Source organism: Chitinophaga sp. S165 (genome assembly GCF_003182155.1).
Taxonomy (GTDB): Bacteria; Bacteroidota; Bacteroidia; order Chitinophagales; family Chitinophagaceae; genus Chitinophaga.
Genome location: NZ_QGTG01000012.1, coordinates 148,711 through 167,065, shown reverse-complemented (window position 1 = coordinate 167,065; position 18,355 = coordinate 148,711). Strand labels below are relative to the sequence as shown.

12 protein-coding genes are annotated in these 18,355 nt (G+C 45.8%); 3 read left to right on the top strand and 9 right to left on the bottom strand.

The window, feature by feature from the left end:
• From C7475_RS30010 to C7475_RS29970, 9 genes are all read right to left on the bottom strand, one after another.
• On the bottom strand, positions 1-3,216 hold the full coding sequence (locus C7475_RS30010) for an efflux RND transporter permease subunit (protein WP_110057129.1): 3,216 nt from the start codon (positions 3,214-3,216) through the stop codon (positions 1-3).
• Positions 3,217-3,220: 4 nt separating this feature from the next.
• Positions 3,221-4,621, bottom strand: a complete 1,401-nt coding sequence (locus C7475_RS30005; protein ID WP_110057128.1) for a TolC family protein — start codon at positions 4,619-4,621, stop codon at positions 3,221-3,223.
• A 29-nt stretch (positions 4,622-4,650) separates the two neighbouring features.
• Complete coding sequence (locus C7475_RS30000) at positions 4,651-5,985, bottom strand: HAMP domain-containing sensor histidine kinase (protein WP_110057127.1); 1,335 nt, start codon at positions 5,983-5,985, stop codon at positions 4,651-4,653.
• A complete protein-coding gene (locus C7475_RS29995; protein ID WP_110057126.1) occupies positions 5,982-6,665 on the bottom strand; it encodes a response regulator transcription factor in 684 nt (227 codons plus the stop codon). The genes C7475_RS30000 and C7475_RS29995 overlap by 4 nt, the downstream gene beginning before the upstream one ends.
• A gap of 334 nt (positions 6,666-6,999) precedes the next feature.
• Entirely contained in the window at positions 7,000-7,809 is an 810-nt protein-coding gene (locus tag C7475_RS29990; RefSeq protein ID WP_110057125.1) for an SDR family oxidoreductase, read from the bottom strand.
• Between the two features lie 439 nt (positions 7,810-8,248).
• A complete protein-coding gene (locus tag C7475_RS29985; protein WP_110057124.1) occupies positions 8,249-10,207 on the bottom strand; it encodes a gliding motility-associated C-terminal domain-containing protein in 1,959 nt (652 codons plus the stop codon).
• 31 nt (positions 10,208-10,238) lie between these two features.
• A complete protein-coding gene (locus tag C7475_RS29980) occupies positions 10,239-12,680 on the bottom strand; it encodes a PKD domain-containing protein (protein WP_110057123.1) in 2,442 nt (813 codons plus the stop codon).
• Positions 12,681-12,963: 283 nt separating this feature from the next.
• Positions 12,964-13,263 (bottom strand): protease inhibitor I42 family protein, encoded by a 300-nt coding sequence (locus tag C7475_RS29975; RefSeq protein WP_158286655.1) that lies wholly within the window; start codon positions 13,261-13,263, stop codon positions 12,964-12,966.
• A gap of 108 nt (positions 13,264-13,371) precedes the next feature.
• On the bottom strand, positions 13,372-15,042 hold the full coding sequence (locus tag C7475_RS29970; protein ID WP_110057121.1) for a C1 family peptidase: 1,671 nt from the start codon (positions 15,040-15,042) through the stop codon (positions 13,372-13,374).
• Positions 15,043-15,691: 649 nt separating this feature from the next.
• Between C7475_RS29970 and C7475_RS32850 the strand changes: the two genes are divergently transcribed.
• The 3 genes from C7475_RS32850 (at position 15,692) to C7475_RS29955 (ending at position 18,326) form a co-directional block, all read left to right on the top strand.
• Positions 15,692-16,042, top strand: coding sequence for a hypothetical protein (locus C7475_RS32850; RefSeq protein WP_146217706.1), 351 nt, complete (start codon positions 15,692-15,694; stop codon positions 16,040-16,042).
• 140 nt (positions 16,043-16,182) lie between these two features.
• Positions 16,183-17,160: a DUF2157 domain-containing protein gene (locus tag C7475_RS29960; RefSeq protein WP_110057176.1), complete on the top strand. Its 978-nt coding sequence runs from the start codon at positions 16,183-16,185 to the stop codon at positions 17,158-17,160.
• Positions 17,157-18,326 (top strand): hypothetical protein, encoded by a 1,170-nt coding sequence (locus tag C7475_RS29955; protein ID WP_110057119.1) that lies wholly within the window; start codon positions 17,157-17,159, stop codon positions 18,324-18,326. Before C7475_RS29960 ends, C7475_RS29955 begins: the two co-directional genes overlap by 4 nt.
• Positions 18,327-18,355 lie beyond the last annotated feature (29 nt).

Sequence of the window (18,355 nt, the reverse complement as noted above, 5' to 3'; positions counted from 1 at the left end):
TTATTCATGTAAGGATGGTACATAGTTTTTACTTTCTTTATCTTCCGGATCAAGCGATACCGATTGTGTGTTAGCCTTGCCCTGCGCCCATGCGAATACCAGCGGTAGTATGAAGAGGGTGCTGAAGGTTGAGGCGATCAACCCGCCGATCACGGCACGTCCCAGCGGGGATGTCTGGTCGCCGGATTCTCCCAGGCCGCTCGCCATCGGGATCATACCTGCTACCATCGCAAGGCTGGTCATCAGGATCGGACGGAGACGTAATGCTACTGCTTCTTTTGCAGAAAGTAAAGCATTCCCGTTGCCCAATCGTAATTGCTCCGCATTCGTGATCAGTAACACGGCATTCGAGATGGATACGCCCACCGACATGATGATACCCATATAAGACTGCAGGTTCAACGTAGACCCGGTGATAATCAGTAAGGTCAGTGAACCGATCAATACTGCCGGCACAGAGGCCAGTACTACCATTGATACCTTGAAGGACTGGAAATTAGCTGCCAGCATGAGGAAGATCACTATCACCGCTACCACCAATCCTGATTGCAGGCTGTCCAGTGTTTCAGTGAGTGTTGAGCTCAGACCGATCAGTTCAACGCTGAGACCACGTGGCAGTTCTCCGATAGAAGCAATCGCCTTGTTTACATCGTCAGTCGCCGTACCCAGGTCAATATTGTTTGTATTGGCCGTAACAGAAAGTGAAGGAATAGCACCCAGGTTATCTGCTTCACCGTAAGTAGTGTCTCTCGTTATTGTAGCCACATCTCCTAATACCGGTCTGCTGGCGTTCTTCAGCAAAGGAATTTCTGCGATGTCCTCAATAGCGGTCATTTTATTTTCCGGTATCTGTACCTGAACACTGTAGCTTAAGTTTGATTTCTCATCTATCCAGATATTCTTCTCTGTGTAACGGGAGGAAGAAGTAGACGCGATCAGCGAACGGGAGATGTCACTTACATCCACTCCCAGCTGTGCTGCACGTACCCGGTCAATAGTGATCCTCAGAGAAGGATATTTGGTAGACTGTCCAAGCTGCACATCCCTGAGATAAGGGATCTTTTTCAGTTTGTCGATTACCTTCGCAGCATATTGCTCATTGAGCTGTTTGTTCCTGCCGGAAAGTCTTATTTCTATTGGCGTAGGAGAACCCTGACTGAGGATCTTATCGGTGAGTTCTATCGGCTCGAATGAAGGACTAACACCCGGTAATTCTGCCCTCATCTTTTCCCTGATCTTATCTTTCAGTTCGTCCATATTCACCTTATAGTCTTCTTTCAACGCAACCTGTATTACTGCTTCCTGCGGTCCTGGCATGAACAGGTAGATCGGGCTGATGGAGAATTGTCCGGGGTGTTGTCCCACGTAAGATGATGAAATAGATACATTTTCCGGTCCTACAATGCTTCTGATAGCATTGACCGTTTTTATGGTGATCTCTTCTGTTCTTTCAGCACGGGTGCCTTCTGGCGCACGCAATCTCAACTGGAACTGGCTGCCGTTACCACGCGGCAGTACGTCCCTTCCGATAGTATTGAGCATCAGCGCAACCAATCCTATACCCGCTATAACATATACCGATACGATCAGTTTGCGGGCCGGCATGATCCGCTCCATGAAACGCATGAAACGGTTACGTAAGCGCTCGAACATCGAAAGCTTACCGTTACTGTTTATATCAGCTCTTTCTGCAAGTTCTTTCTTACTCAGGATATGGTCCGGCTCATGTCCCGTATGCGGATGTTCCTTCATCAGCCAGTTAGCCATGATAGGAACAAAGGTTTGCGCCAGAAAGTAAGAAATGATCATTGCGAAGCCAATAGCTAGCGCCAGTGGCAGGAACAGTGATCCCGGAATACCACCCATTGTGAACGCCGGTGCAAATACCGCAAGGATACAGAACAGGATGAGCAATTTCGGGAAGGCAATTTCCTTACACGCATCCCAGATGGCCAGTCCTTTCGGTTTACCCATGTCAAGATGCTGGTGTATATTCTCTATCGTTACCGTACTCTCATCCACCAGGATACCGATAGCCAGTGCAAGACCACTTAGTGTCATGATGTTGATGGTCTGTCCTGCTACTTTCAAGCAGAGTACTGCCGCTATGATGGAGGTCGGAATAGTCAGTATCACGATCAGCGCTCCTCTCGGATCTCCGAGGAAGAGTAGTACCATAAGCCCTGTAAGGATCGCACCGATAGCACCCTCGCTGATAAGGCTTTTTACAGCGTTGATCACATATACCGACTGGTCAAATTCATATGTCAGTTTCACATCTTCCGGAAGCAGTGACTGGAATTTAGGCAATGCTTTTTTCAGTTTCTGAACCACATCCCAGGTAGACGCATCACCGGATTTTGCCACACTTAAGTATACAGAACGGCGTCCGTTCACCAGTGCATAACCTGTGGTGATGTCAGCTCCGTCTTCTACTGTCGCTACATCACGCAGATAAAGGTTTTGTACACCTCCTTTGAAAATCGGGATGTTCTCAAAGTCCTTTACTGTGCGAATCGCGGTGTTAGCGGGTGTAATGAAGTTAATATCGCCGATACGTACATTACCGGATGGTGAGGTCTGGTTGTTGATGCGCAATGCTTCTACCAGCTGATCCGGCGTCATATTATGAGAACGGAGCAGTTCAGGATCTGCCTTCACCACTACAGTACGTAAGTTACCACCAAAGGGAGGTGCAGACACCAGACCGGGAATGGAGGTGAAAGAGGAACGTACATAAGTGTTGGCAAGGTCCAGCAACTCGTTATTGTTACGTTTTTCGCTGCTTAATACCAGCTCGCCCACGGGCAGGGTAGAGGCGTCAAAACGGATAATGAAGGGTGGTTGTGAGCCTGGAGGGAAAATGGCCTGTATACGGTTACAGAAGGCACTCAGTTCTGCTTGTGCCTGTGCCATGTTCGTACCTGGATAAAAACTCACCTTGATGAGTGTAAGCCCTTGTATATTTTTTGTTTCAATGGTTTTGATACCATTTACGTAAAGCAGGACGTTGATATATTGTTTACCAAAGTATGCTTCCATCTGGGTAGGAGTATATCCTCCGAATGGATGGGCAATATACATCACCGGCAGGTCCAGTTTTGGGAAGATGTCTACCTTGATCGTTCTTACAGCGCCTATGCCGAAGAAGAAGAGGGCAGCCACTATTACCAGTATGGATATTGGTTTGCGTAATGCTGATCTTATCAGGTTCATTTAATTAGAATTCATTGATGAATAGAGAGAAATTGCCGGTAGCAGCAGCTTTCAGTAACAGTGCCTGCCATACGTTAGTGTAGGCGATATCACGGTCTGTTTCCGCACGGTTCAGTGTGTAGAAGACCTGTGTTACGTCTACGATCGTATTCAGCCCGTTCCTGTACAGGACAGTCCTTTGCTGGTAGGCTTCTGTCGCCGCATTGACCTGTATAGGAGCTTCTGCATAGTTAACAAGTGCATTCTGGATCCGGGTGTCAGACAGTGATAACTGTGCTGTCAGTTGCTGACGTACCAGTTCATATTCATCCTGCAGGCCCTTAGATATGAATTTCTGGGAAGCTGCCTGGTGTTTCACTCTCAGCGGAGAAGTAATGTTCCAGGTTACGCCTACGCCCAGTAAATAATTACTACGATCGGGTTTTACACCATCCCAGTAGCCTTTGTTATATGCTGTCTGGTCTGTTATATAGTTGGCGTCAAAGCCTGAACCTCTTGTCTGCATAACACCGAATACGGAGAACGCAGGAAAGTTCAGTGTGTGTATATAGCGTGTCTGTTCATCACTCAGTTTGATACGGTTTTCATAATACTTCAGCAAAGGATGCCCCTGTACTGCCGTATTCACACTATCCGTCAGTGCTGCGGGAATACGTGCAATGAACAGCGTATCCAGTGTGAATTCAGTAGGAGGTACGCCCATCAATACTGCCAACTGGTTTGCCTGTGTCTGTTCCACATCTTTTGCTTTTGTATAAGCGATCTTTGCATTGGACACTTCTGCATTAGCCAGGGTAGAATCAACACCTGGTATCAATCCGTTCTTGGCTCTTGTTACGACCACTGCACGAAATGTATCCGCACGTTCCAGGTTGTTCCACCATGACCTGGTGAGGCGTTGTGCTGCCAGTAGATTGAGATAGGCCCCAGCTACTCTTACTGATTGCTGGAATTGTTCCTGTTCCCAATCCGCCTGATCTCTGGCTACTACTGCCTGTGCTGTTTTGATCTTCTCTTTGGCACGGCCGAAAGCAAAGAAATCCCAGTTTACGTTGGCAAGATAAAGGCCGCCAAATGCAGCGTTCCAGTTTTGTGATGGCAGGGTAGGACCTGATGAGGATACCGCCAGCCCATTCAGACCATAAGATGGACCGAACTGTCCGTTTACTGTACCGTAATCCTGCTGGGCCGAAAGGTTAAGGTTCGGTAGATAGTCCCGCTTTGCCTGTGTGACGGTGGACTTTGAGGCATTGAGGTAATTAGCCTTGGCCTTAATTGATCCGTAGTTGGCTAGTGCTGTCTGTACAGCCTCTTTCAACGTCAGTACCTGTTGTGCGTGTAAAACTTCCATCGATCCGTGCCATAACAGCAGGAACAGGATCACGACGATTCTTTTTGTTTGCATGATAATACTTGAACATTAGACCATGAACACTAATGTTGCTTTTCAGGAAATAGTGCGTTGGCGTTTTCCTTATCTGACATTGTGCTCTCTGTTGATTCCTCGAAAATTATTTGCATAGTATGCCATCCACCGGCATAGTCATATTTAATATTAAAATGGTTGACGGCACAGATCTGTTTCACGATAGCCAGACCTATTCCTATCGAGTCGCTGTTCTTCCTGCCTTTCTTGAAACGCTTGAACAGCTCTGTAGTAGGTACATCCGGCTGGTTTCCCGTATTGCTGATGATCAGCCTTGATTTAACCAGGCTTACCCTGATAGTACCACCTTGTACATTGTGCCGGATCGCATTACTGAGCAGGTTGCCCAGCAGAATATCTGTCAGCGCGGGATGTAACTGTACAGATACGCCTGGCGTGATCTTCGTATCCAGTGTAATGGCTTTCATGTCTATCAGCTCGGAAAAGCTTTGCAACGCATCTGTCGTTAGCTGACTGAAGGAAATAGACTGCTTATTGCCAAATTCATTGTTTTCCAGCCTGGCTAGTAAGGTCAGTGAACTGTTTATTCTCGATAGCTTGTCAATGGCGTTTTGCATATCCGCGATCAGCCCCGTAATAGTATCTGGTTCTTTCCCGTGCAGGTAGGCTTCTGTCATCAGTTCCAGTTTGTTCCGCAGTACGGCCACCGGCGTCTGTAATTCATGGGATGCGTTTTCGGTGAATTCTTTCAGTGAGCGGTAATCGTCCAGCGCCTTGTCAGTCATCCCGTTCAGAAAGCTGTTCAACGTTTTAAGTTCTGCTGCATTGACCTCCGGCAGTTGTAATGGCTTCTTATCTTTCAGGTTGAACGAGCGGACTTTTTTCATCGTGTGATGAAAAGGCGCCAGTATCAACCGTGATACAAAGCGGGCAGACAATACTGCCAGTGCCAGGAGTATGGCAAAGATCCAGATGAAGGAACTTAGTAATCCCTGCAGGATCTCTTTTGCTTTGGTGATATAATTATAGGAGGAGATGCTATAATACTGCCCGTTTATCTTATAAAAAGAAGTAACAGTCAGCCGGCATTCCCTGTGCTGTAACATGGTATTGTAGAATGTATGCTCATGCACTTCGAACCTGTTCACCGGTATCTCATTTTGCAACAGCGTAATTTCTGCAGGCCTGCCACGCATGTAGGTATCAGGGGATACGCCTCTTTGCATCTGACGGGCCATCTGGTCATTGAATACTTTCAACCTGTTGATCTCTGCCTGGTCAATCCCTGACTTTACTTTATTGTAAGCGATCGCCACTCCTACAAGCATTGCTGCCAGTGTGATGCAGAGGTACCACAAGGTGAATTTGTTGATCAGTTTCATGACATGGCAGTATTAAATTTGTACCCTAATCCATATACCGTATTAATATAATCTCCGCCTTCTGCGGCATGTATCTTCTTGCGGAGGTTTTTAACATGCTGGTATACGAAATCAAAATTGGCCAGATTGTCGGTATAGTCGCCCCACAGATGCGCGGCAATAGACTGACGCGATAAGACCCTGTTCTTGTTGACAAGGAAATAAAGCAGGAGGTCAAATTCCTTTGGTGTCACGTCCAGCCTCACATCATTCACGACGGCTTCCAGGGTATCGGTATTCAATGTTATCTCGTTAAATGTAATAATGTTGTTACCCTGTAATTTCTTTCTCCTGTATATCGCTCTCAGGCGGGCGTGCAATTCGGTGAGATGAAATGGTTTGGTCAGATAATCATCGGCGCCGCCCTCCAATCCTGTTATCTTATCGTCTAAAGAGTTCCTTGCAGAAATGATCAGCACACAGCAGTCAATCTTCTCCAGGTGAATAAACTGAAGAAGTTCCAGCCCGTTGCCATCAGGCAATGTAATATCCAGCAGCACACAATCATATTGAAACGAAACCAATTTATCATGTGCTTCATTGCTGGTGTAACTCACTTCGCACAGATAACCTTCTTTTTCGAGAAAATTATTAATGCTGCCGGCCAGCTCCATATTATCTTCAACGAGCAGTACTTTCATATCAACTGCATAATTCGTTTTAAACTTTGAAGGAATCTTGAAGTAATGACTTTATATATCTGTTACATTCTATAAAAAAAGAACCACCCGTCAAACGTGGTTCTTTTTTACTGTCTTCTGTCCGTTGAGTACCTTCAAATACGATGTAAAGTTGGCAAGAATCCTGTTCGTTTTATTGTTTCATTCAAATGAATAGTTGTAAAAATCAAAGTTTTTTACGGACGGGGTTGCTTAAGGGCCTCTGAAAAGAAATAGGGCTGATTAAGCGCAATGGCTATTAATCAACCCTATTACAAAATATACTAATTCCTGAGTGCTTCAAAGGAGCATGTGGCTATTTAATACCATAGTGGCCGTTCATCAGCTTCGCGAACATCTTTCCGGGGAGGATGGCTTTCAGCGTCGGTACTATGGTCTGTCCCAGGGCGCCTACCAGATAATTGTGTGCCGGATTGGCTTTGGAGATGATCTTACTGATCTTTTTGGCCACTACATCCGGATGACTGCCATTCTGTTCATCCCTTCCCATACAGGCGACGGCGGCATCGAAGTCTTTTTGCAATTTCTCGTGCGACAGGGAAAACGGTAATTTCTCGCGGTTGTCTGTAAATGAGGTTTTGAAGTCGCCCGGATTTACAACAGCTACTTTAACGCCAGTATATAATAGTTCCATGCGAAGGCTTTCTGAGTATCCTTCCACCGCGAATTTGGAAGCACAGTACATGCCCTGGTAAGGCAAACCGAACAGACCGCCCAATGAACTGATCTGCACGATCATGCCACTTTTCCGTTCGATCATTCCGGGAAGAACAGCACTGTTCACACGCACCATACCGAAGAAATTTACCTCAAATTGTCTTTTGGCTTCGTCCACAGGCGTTGCATACAGCGGTGCAACAATGCCATTACCGGCGTTGTTAACCACCACATCTATCTGGCCGTCATTTTTGATGATCTGGGCAATGGCAGTATTTACAGAAGCATCGTCGGTAATGTCCATCTGCAGCGGCTTGAAAGGAGCATCTTTAATACGTTTGATATCCCGGCTGGTGCCATAAACGGTATGCCCTTCTGCTGCCAGTATTTTGGCAGTAGCGAAACCCAGGCCTGTAGATGCGCCGGTAACGAGAATTACTTTTTTCATTGTCAGATTAGTTCAGAATTTTAGTGTTTGCACGGAGAGACATCTGGAGAAGATTGAAGCCATGATGCTCAATACACACTGCTTTAATGTTGTTTCTTTTATAATGATTAATGGTGGATGTGGTTTCTATATGCTGCAACATGTCCGTTGTGTCTATTCTCATGACGTTTAACCTGATGGGAGGTTAATAAATGCAACGGCGCAAAGATGAGTAGAAAACGCTTATCCCGCTGTTAAATATTCCCCCGGCAAGGTACTATCTTTTTTAGTAGTCTGGGCTATTACTATATGAATGATTGTGTTTCAGATACATTGAATGTTTTTTCAGGGCGGAATGATGTACGGTCCTCATTATCTAACGGTGTTATAATAAAGAAGGGCATTCCGAAAGTATACTACTTTCAGAATGCCCTTGAATAAAACGGATCTTTAACAGTGTCTATCGTAGAAGGTTTATGGCGCCTTTTTTTGTCAGTTCGGTTTTATTATTCAGTGTAATTCTTACAGTGTAAGTGTATACTCCTGTAGGCTGCAGTTTACCATTATAGGTACCATTCCAGCCAGTCAGCTGATTAGTCTGATAGATCAGTTCTCCCCATTGATTGAATACTTTCATGTCAATGGCGGATATCGTAGTGCCCTCCGGTTTGAAATTGTCATTCTTACCGTCGCCATTGGGCGTAAAGGCATTCGGGATGAATATTTCTCCTGGTTTCGGTTTTGCGGAAGCCAGGCCTGGCAAACTATTCTGACAGGCTATAGGGCCAAGAGCGATCACTTTAATAGATATCGACTCCTGGTTAGTAATACTGGTTACCAGATGTGATGTACCGTTGTTTCCGGTGCTTGGTGTTACATATGTACCGCCGTCTACAGAAACAATATAGCCGGTTGCACCGGGTACTGGCTCCCAGGTGAAGGTAACACCGTTAGTAGTAATATTTCCTGCTTTCACTACCGGCGTGATAGCCCGGTCATACGGTGTAACAGTTACCGCTGTTCTGTCGCTGCTGCAGGGACCATTTACTGCTTCCACATACCATGTGGTTTCAGCTCCCACTGCCGGTGTGATATAGGTTGCTCCCTGTCCTTCCACGTCGCCGCCGGAAGGATAGGAGTACCAGTTGTAGGTAAAAGGTGTTGTGGCATTATCTATTTTTAAAGTAGCTGTACTATCGGGGCAGATGGTCAGTGCTGATACAAGCGGCACAACCGGTTTTTTAGTAACGGTCACTTTGATGCTGTCTATTACACGGCAACCATTCTGGTCTTCCGCAGTAAGCTTGAAGGTAGTAGTGGTATCAGGTGTAATGGTAAAACTGGAGTCAGTTATATTGCCTGGTTCCCATGTGTATGATCTCATATTGCCGCCGGTAGGTATTGCATACAGCTTTGTAGTGGTGCCGGAACAAATATCGGCCGGTTTGGCAAGGGCTTTCAGCAGCGTCATGGATTCTTCACTAACATCAGCAGCAAAATCGGCGTTACAACCATTGGCATCTGTAACAGTACAGGTATACGTGCCTGCAGGCAGGCCGGTAGCTACCTCTGTGGTTTGCACTGGCGTGGTATTCCATGAATAAGTAAGCGGGAATGCACCACCGGTAGCGGTGATGGCAATACTACCGTCGCTGTTGCCGCAGGTGGCTTTCGTTACATCTGGAGTAACAGCAACGGGAACATAAGCCAATCCTGATACAGCAAGAAAGACGGCCCTGGACAGGTTATTGAAGTCGCCGCTTATGAGGTATTCTATAGTGATAGATGCTATTGGCTTTGCCTGGTTTTCACATGCAGGAGCAATGTCAATACAATAAATACGTGGATCGTTGGAGGTAAGTCCTTCTACTGCATACGGTCCGGCAGGCTGTCTTTTGATACGGCCATAACTATCAAAAACAGGATTGATACCGCCAAACCAGTCAAGGATGCTTGCAACGACCTGTGGTGATGTTGTACCGTCTGTATAGTTGAACGTAATCCCCAGCGTACTTCCCTGTTCGGTAGAGAAGCATAACAGGCTTATCTTACTGTATGCACCGGGCGTAGTAAATGCCAGGGTGCCTGTACCGACTGTATTCTGGACGCCGCCCAGTTTGGACAGATACAGTACATTGTTTTCTGCAAAACCCGCCATTTGATAAGTACGCAATCCGGTAGAAAAAACACCATCGTTCGCTATCCCTGCGTCTAAACTATTGGCGGCAGCAAAATCAAATGTGTAGAGTATTTTTTCCTGGATGTCAAGCCCTGTGGTGGTCACAGCTGTAGCATTGACGCCTGTTTCGGCTACTCCGTCATTGTTGAAACCTGTTACGGCAATGGGCGTATAGGTTTGAGCGTATAACCTGCAGGCGCATATTACCAGCATGGAGGCAACAATAAGAACACGTTTCATTCAATTGTATTTTTGGTTGATACTAAATTTATTACCGTAGCAGTGCGAGCCATCCTGTATAAGGCTTCTCGTCTGCCGATGTTTTGATGACATAATAATAGGTGCCTTCCGGTAGCAACCTGCCCGCACGGGTACCATCCCATGGAGCATAACCGATACCTGTAAACACGATCTGGCCCCAGCGGTTGTAGATCTCTGTCGTAGCAGACGGTCTTGCTTTCAATCCGTCTATATTCCAGCGGTCGTTGATACCGTCTCCGTTCGGACTGAACGCATTAGGTATTTCCAGTACAAGGTCTGGCGTAACGATATACCATGCATGACTGACACTATCGGTACAGCCAATTTCATTTTTTGCATATAGTGTTACCCGGTAGCTGCCTGGCAGTTCATATTTATGTTGTGGAGCAGCGGCATCAGAGGTATTACCATCTCCGAAATCCCAGTTATAATCTATGGCATATTGTGAAATGTTGTTGAAGACGAAATTGCCGTTCTTAAATTCTACAGGAACGTTCTCTCCTGGTGTAGCTGTAAAACCTGCCACAGGCGGTGCCAGTATTTTGATCAAAGCTGTCCTGGTAACGGTTGTAGAGCATTGGCCCTGTGCGGTGGCTGTCAGTGTGATAGTATAAGTTCCTGGAGTATTGTAACTATACACAGGATCCGTATCGTTTGTATTGTAGCCGTTTTCGAGCGACCACTCATAGCTGTCTGCCAGTTGTGAACGATTGGTAAAACTGATATCAACCGGAGCACAACCCGTGGTGAGATCTGTGGTGAAATCAGCTACCGGTATAGGAATGGCAGTAACCGTAACAGGGTTGGCTGTATCCGTACATACATTATCCCGTACGATGAGTTGTATTGTGCCGCTCTGCTGGTAAGTAACAGTATATGGTCCGAAGCCGCTTCCGTTTTGCACGACGCCACCTCCCCAATCCCATACAGGAGTAGCGTTGCCGGTATAATTGCCATTGAAATTAATAGTGGTGGACTCACCTGCACAAACAGGCGTTTTACTGACAGTAAAACCGGCAATTGGCGGCCGTGCTACATTGATATCGTGAGTGACAATGTCAGATACGCAACCATCTTCCGTAACCTGTAGTCGTACGGGGTAAACACCAGCTGCATCAAAGCGGATGTCATATGGCCCGGCACCGGTACCGCTTTGCATAGTAGCTCCTGAAAAATTGTGCCAGTCATAGGTTGCAGCTGTACCGGCAGTTCCGGTGAATGTTAATGTGTTGCCTGAACCGAGGCATACAACATCGGGTAACACAGAGAAGTCTGCCACAGGTGTAGGTTTAACATCCACTTCCACAGTATCTTTTATCAGGCAGCCAAAGGCATCCTGCGCGGAAACAATATAAGCTGTCGTATCAGCAGGACTAACGGATACGGTACTTCCTGTACCGGCTCCCGGCGTCCATGAATAATTCGTTGCAGTGCCACCTGTCGCCGTGACAGATAGAGTAGCCGTTTCTCCTGCGCAGATCTTTGTAGGATTGGCCGCTGCAGTGAGGCTTACCAGCGATGACATTTCCACGGTATCCGTAATAGTAGTGATGCAATTATTAGCATCTCTGATGGACAACGTATAGAAACCTGCGCCCAGCCCTGTGGCAGTAGGCGTTGTTTGCACCGGAGTTGTATTCCATGAATAGTTAAGCGGCGGTGTTCCACCTGCAGCTGTTACAGCGATGCTTCCGCTGGCACCTCCGCAAATGGCATCCGTTACTGTATGTGTATAGGTAAGCGGCGTATACGATACACCGGAAAGTGCCATGATCAGTGCTCTCGAACTGATATTAGGTCCTTGTACATACAGGAACGAAACAGACCTGATCTGTTTCGCCTGATCAGCACAGGGAATGTTAAAATCAAATGCATACATCCGCGGATTAGAAGGAAGACCATCTACAGTGGGAGAAGCGGTAGTGCGGGTTAACCTCCCCATACCACTGAATATAAAAGGCGTACCGAAGAACCAGTCTTTGATCTGGAGATTGCCTGCATTCGCGGACGTACCATCTGTATAATTCAATGTCACGGTAACGGTACTATTATTTTCTGTGCCGAAAGCAAGGATACTCAGTTTGCTGAAACTGCCCGGAGTGGCCAGTGTAAGTGTGCCTGCAGGTAGAGAGTTCGCCACATTACCCCCTGCAGAAAGATATAATGCGTTTGGACCGGTATAGGGATTCATCTGGTAGGTGCGCGTGCCACTTACAAAAGTGCCGGAGTTGATGATACCACCGCCAATGAAATTAGTAGCAGCGAAGGCCTGTGTATGCAGAATGTGATTACTGCCATCTATAACGGTAGATGTGACAGCCACAGCATTGGTGCCTGCTTCAGCTACGATGTCGGCATTGAACCCGGTAACAGGCACCGGAGTATAGTTTTGCGCATACAGTAGCTGTGTGCCGGTATGGATGAATAATAATAGGGTAAAGATACGCTTCATGAACGGTCATTATAGATTTCGGTCTTTTATAGCTTTTGTCCAACTCTATGAATTGGCAGGGTATAGGCATATAGCCATGCACAACGCCGGAGGCCCCTGAAGGAAGCTTCCGCCAGCAACAGTTAACTTTCACCAGTAAATACTCGGAGAAGAGAAAAATGGGTGGGTAGGGGGATATATATTTTTTATTTCAATAGTTAAAACGGGTAAGGGATAGGCTGTTTTTTACAGCTACCGGGTTCTAAAGCGGGCACTTTTAAAAGGGTGTAGGATTTAAAAATGATTAGGTTACGGTTATTTCTAATCTTCTTCCATTAATGGCCTGGCCTTCTTTTTCCCAGACACGGCGCTGTTCAAAGGTAACGGTCGCCCGTCCGGGAGCTTTCCCCAGGATGACAAAGGCTTCTTCATTACTGGTGCCAACATTTTGTTTGAAGGTATCAACTGCATGGTCGTACGGTCTTACCTCAACACATGCCGTATCGCTGACCTGGTAAAACCACTGAAAGCCTGCAGTGCCAAGTCCTGGCAGAATAACAGGTAGGGTACTCCCAGCTTTTATTTCTTTAGCCTCGCTTTCCATAGTTTTGGGTTTTGATAAAATGCGAATTACAGTCACTATATAACATCCGGCAATCATCGGGCCAGAAGGTCATATAGCAGACCGTAATTCGCAATTATAAGCTACTATTTATACATACCATTTGTGGTACATGGCGGAATCAGTGCCTTGTACAAAGCAGTCCAGGCGGCCAGCTGCCCATGAAGATACACCTACGTCAGAAGAAAGTATACCTCCAAGGTTTTCGTCTCCGCTCCACTTCGAGCCATCCCACCATTTATGCATCATGTTGTAAGTTTGTCCGGGGTAGAATACATCTATCCTGTTTGCTCCCCATGATACTGCACCGGGACTGCCAAACATGCTGGATTTGAGATCTTCCCATCCGCTCCATTTGTTATCATACCATTTGTGCCAGAGGGTGTTGTTCAGGCCGCGGGCAAAACAATCCAGCCGTCCCGGCGCCCATGAAGACACTGCAGGCGCTGAGTTGATAACGCCTCCGAGATCTTCCCAGCCATGCCATGCGCCGTTCCACCAAAGATGCCACATAGAAGAGTTCATGCCACGGGCGAAGATATCTATGCGGTTTGGCCCCCAGCTAACACAGGCAGGTTCTGAAGATAACAATCCACCGAGATCCTCCCATCCGCTCCATCCACCCTGATACCATTTGTGATACAGGTGGTGATTGAGGCCCAGCGCAAAGATGTCCAGTCGTCCGGATGCCCATGAGCAGATAGCAGGAGCGCCCTGGATCTGTCCACCCAGTGATTCCCAACCGAGCCATGAAGTACCGTTCCACCATTTGTGGTAAACGGCAGAATCCATACCGCGTACAACAACATCTATGCGGTTTGGTCCCCATGATACAGCATTTGGTCTGGATGATAATAATCCGCCCAGGTTTTCATATCCATGCCATCCATGTGCAGGAGCAGGAAGTTTAATACCGCTTGCAGTCCAGAATGGGAATTCTGTATCTATGCCTGCTTGTCCGTAAGCGATCTTAAAGAATCCACCTTTACCCCATCCGGTGCCCCAGGAGTTCTTGCAGATCCAGCAGTTTTCTATTTCAGAATAACCGATCACTGTTACGCAGTGCAGACCGTAGTCAGCACCGCTGACATGTTTGTAAACGCCATCTGCATAAGAGAAGAAGTCTTCGTAAACATGCATAACGGCAGAACAGGGACCATTGTTGGTAAGGTAGTTTTTCCTTTCTGTGATGTTTGCAATAGTAGTAGAGTTGGTGATCTTTACCGCCCTTGCATCGCGGTTAGGGCCTACCTTACAACTGGGAGGTTGTTTCCAGATATTATTATCCGGAAAAGCTGATTCATAAGGGAAACAGGGCTCATCTGGAATACCTCTTGATTTGATCTGGCTGAAAGCATCAGTAGGCCACCATCCGTTACAATTAGCGCCATGCGAAGAACAGAAATGGAGGTCTGCTTCTGAGAGGTTAAGCAATTGTCCTTTTTCAATGGACGCCATTGCTTCAGTAACGGAGGTAGCGCAGAATGATACGCAGGAGCCGCAACCACCCTGATCTTTAACAGGAGTGATGTGATTACCATTACGATTGCGCCAGTCCACCTGTTGTGCAAAATTGGCTACCGGAGCTGCGGCAGCACGCTTGTTCATAACAGATGCGAGTTCCGCAGTGTTTACGACAACACCCAGTAACGCTTTTTGCTGAGGATCGGGCAGCTGGGAAACAGTAGTTTCTCTTGCCTGCCACTGGGTATCGGCCTTTTGAAGGTCGGCTACCAATTCTGAGATCTTGATCTTAGACATTTGAGTAGTGATGTTTTGGAGTGAACTGAAATAACGATCCGAAATTCAAAGTTGAATTTGAAGTAAGTAAAAGTGCTAAAGGAATGCACGTGCAGGATTTACTCTTGATGAGTATATCATCATCTTCACAAAGGAAACTATTCAGTGTGCTGCCGGTCTGGTGTTTCTGATTGAGTAGCTAGTGAAAGAAAAATAAGGTTCTTGATGTGGTTTTGCTTAAAAAGGGGATACTTCCATTCTCGTATCAACAAAGCTATATGATTGTCAGAAGTTTAAAAAATAAATTTTAATTGCTAACGATTGCAGGCGGTAAAATATATTTCTGATGCAAGGATGTGGTGTAATTACAAAGATTGTCGGGCGCATGGCAGCCTGCGACAGGTATGGATCGCAGGAGGAAAAAATAAAATACTTATTAACTTCCAATTAACTAAATCCTGTAAATTGTTTTTTATAATTGTGTACAGTTTGATTGTAACTGTAACGAATGAACGTGAACGCCATTGTTTGTAAGATGAAGAGCTGATATTCATTGTACCCGGTTTCCTCTTACAGCATGCCATATTTTTTTCAAAGATTTGTCTGCAGCAATTGTTGCAATAATTTCCAATTGTTAGGTTCCCGAATGCCGTAAATAAAAACTACACATATGGAAAATGCCTTAGTAAAAAAGAAAAAGTGCACACCCAAACGTAAACGACCTAAGTCTTATCTCTTTTCAATAAAAGTGTTAAATGGAGAGGGCAGGAAGTACGTTTTAAATTTTCCTTTACTTTCCGTCATGACCAAAGAAGCTGGCCAATACATGATCCTGAATGATATGTTGGCAATGATCGCCGTTGGCAGGACACGGGCAGAGGCCAGACAGGATTTTGTAGATCTGTTTGATTATGTATACCAACGTTATAACGAGTTCCCGGAAAAAGAACTTAACGAAAAGAGAGCAAGGATCAAAGCATTATTGAACAATACTGTCAGGCGTATTATTGTAGCGTCTTGATAAAGAAAAGTTTGCTGGCCGCGTTGGTTGCTGCAGAAAATATCACGGTGGAGGTTTTGGTAGCTGAAAACAGGCATTTTAGTATCACTACTTGTTCATGTGAATTTATTGTTATACTTTTTCGCATCATTTCGAAGGTTATGGATATTGAATTGTTTGAACGACTTCAAAAAGAGGGGACTATTTCAGCTGAATCAGCGGAAAAAGTACGCACCATCACAGCCAGCAGGCTTTTCTCTGTACACTGGGAGCTCAAGACCATCTTGTACCTGGGCGTTTTATTACTAAGCGGTGGCTTGGGAATACTGATATATAAGAACATAGACACCATAGGTCATCAGGCCATCCTGGCGGCGATAGCATTAGCATGTGGCGGTTGTTTTTATTATAGCTTCCGCCATAAGTTACCTTTCTCCCGGGAGAAGGTACCGGCTCCCAATGGTTTTTTCGATTATATACTGTTGCTGGGATGTTTGCTGATGCTCACCTTTATCACTTATCTGCAGGTGCAGTACAACGTATTTGGTACCAGATACGGAGCTGCTACTTTTATCCCGATGCTGATATTGTTTTTCTCGGCTTACTACTTTGATCATCTGGGAGTATTAAGTATGGGTATTACTAACCTGGCTGCCTGGATGGGAGTAACGGTTACACCGCTTCAATTACTAAGCGCTAACGACTTTTCCAGCCATACGCTGATATACACGGGATTATTGTTGGGCGCTTTACTGATAGGCACCGCGTTGCTGAGTTACAAGTCAAACTTCAAAGCTCACTATGCATTTACCTATAGCAATTTCGGGACGCATATTTTTCTTATTGCAAATCTTGCAGGAATGTTTACGGCTTATGATGGTCCATACGGATTATGGTTCCTGTTGCTTGTTGCTGCAGTAGTATTTTTTTATTACTATGCTATAAAACAGCGCTCATTCTATTTCGTATTGATCATTACTTTATATGCATACATAGGCCTGAGTTTTATGATAGTAAGATTGTTGATAGAAACGGGTGATGAGGGCAGTATTTATGCTGGCCTGTTATATTTCATCGTGTCTGGAATAGGCGCTATTCTATTACTGATTAACCTCAACAAAAAACTGAAAAAAGCATGATCGCATATAACAGTAAGACATTGGATAACCTGCATGTACAGGAGCAGGCTGAGAAGGCAAGGGAGACAAACTGTGTCACACCCGAGGAATACCAGGCTATCAAAGCTGCCTATCCGGTAGATCTCTATATGCCTAATCCCTATATGCGTATTGGCATTTTTATTCTAACGATCATTATCCTGATGTTTTCTTTCGGGCTCTTTGCATTAATGTTCAACGCGGGAGGAGAGGCCGCCATGGGCGTATTATGTTTCATTTTTGGCGCTGGCGCTTATGCTTTAGCGGAATTCATGGTACGTGACAAAAAGCATTATAAATCAGGAGCAGATGCTGCCCTGTTGTGGGCCGCAGGTATCGGCATACTTTCCGGACTGGGAGTGGCGACAGACCTTGATGCCCCCGGCTGGGTATGGTGTTTTGTAACACTGATCTTATCCATCTTCTTTGTATTACGCTTCGCAGATGTCAGCATGATCATCATTGCTCATTTGTCCCTGCTCGGACTGGTCTTTTCCCTCTGTGAAAGTGGTGGTGGTATGACAAGGGTAGTCACTCCGTTTATGGTGATCATAACTTCAGCGGGTGTATATTTTCAATCAGTGATACTGACAAGAATACATACCTACCGGCATTATAAAAGATGTTTGGAGATGTTGCAGGTCTGTGCATTGATCACCCTGTACCTGGGAGGGAATTATTTCGTGGTGAGGGAAGTAAGTATTGAAATGTTCAATCTGGACCTGCAATCCGGACAAAGTATTCCCGGAGGATGGATCTTCTGGATACTGACAGTGGCATTGCCACTGGTATATATTTACGCAGGTATCCGGAAAAAAGACAGGATACTGATTTGTGTAGGCCTGTTGCTGATTGCCGCTATGGTGTATACTATCCGTTATTATCATAGTGTAGCGCCGATAGAAGTAGCAATGACGCTGGGCGGTATGGTGATGCTCGGCATTGCTTATGGATTGATCCGTTATCTGAAGGAACCTCGTCACGGTTTTACTGCAGCATCATCAGACGAAAGGCATGCAATAGAAGCAATACAGATAGAATCGCTGATAATAGCACAAACCATGAGCCATGCTGCTACACCACGCCCTGACCAAATGCAGTTTGGTGGTGGTTCAGGTGGCGGCGGTGGTGCTTCTGGCGATTATTAAAAGATTGACCGTCCCTTTTAGGAACGGCC